This window comes from Oleiphilus sp. HI0128, assembly GCF_001635365.1.
Window position 1 is genome coordinate 1 of record NZ_LWGG01000174.1, and the last position, 850, is coordinate 850.

Annotated in this window: 2 protein-coding genes; both read left to right on the forward strand. The window is 46.9% G+C overall.

Annotated features, from left to right (window positions below):
- The first annotated feature begins 26 nt into the window (after positions 1–26).
- Positions 27–392: an enoyl-CoA hydratase-related protein gene (locus A3763_RS29865; RefSeq protein ID WP_068759853.1), complete on the forward strand. Its 366-nt coding sequence runs from the start codon at positions 27–29 to the stop codon at positions 390–392.
- Positions 350–850 (forward strand): enoyl-CoA hydratase-related protein (locus tag A3763_RS27955; RefSeq protein ID WP_197482699.1); only part of this gene is annotated, 501 nt, incomplete at its 3' end. The genes A3763_RS29865 and A3763_RS27955, both read left to right, overlap by 43 nt.

Genomic DNA, 850 nt, shown 5'->3' on the forward strand with positions numbered 1-850 from the left:
CATAGAAACTGTATTACGGGCCAAGCATGACCAACCTAATCGACCTTTCGCACAATATGCAAACCTTTAAAGAGCTACGCGTTCAACAAGACGGGCACGTCTTGCTTGTCTCGTTGAATAGACCTGATATTCACAATGCGATGTCTCACGAAGCAATGGTTGAAGAAATCGAGCGTGTATGCGATTTAGCAAACAATAACAGCGAAATTCGCGTCATGGTGCTGACCGGAGAAGGAAAGAGTTTCTGCGCCGGCGGCAATGTCAAAGATATGCTCAATAAAACTGATATGTTTGGCGGCAATAAAGAAGAAATAGAACAAAGCTATAAAACGGAATTCAGCGTATTCCTTTGTCCTTATGGAATATCGAGATCCCCGTTATTGCCGCCGTAAATGGCGCCGCAGTCGGTGCAGGCTGTGACCTGGCAATGATGTGCGATATTCGCATCGCTTCCGATAAAGCCCGCTTTGCCGAAAGCTTTGTCAAACTTGGCATCATTCCGGGAGACGGCGGCGCGTGGTTCTTGCCAAGAATTATTGGCATAGCAAAAGCCAGCCAAATGGCACTGACTGGCGATATGGTTGATGCTCAAACAGCGCTATCTTGGGGGATGGTGTCTGAGTGCATCGAAACTTCAAACATGCTTGAGCGCGCACTTTCAATCGCACATAGCATCGCTTCAAACCCGCCTCTTGCCGTTCGAGCCACTAAGAAGCTACTACGTCAAAGTGAACGACTCAAAGTACCTGAAATGCTAGACCAATGTGCAAAAGTTCAAGCTGGTCTGCATCAAACAGAAGATCACTTAGAGGCAGTGAAAGCTTTACTAGAAAAACGCGCTGGGCAATAT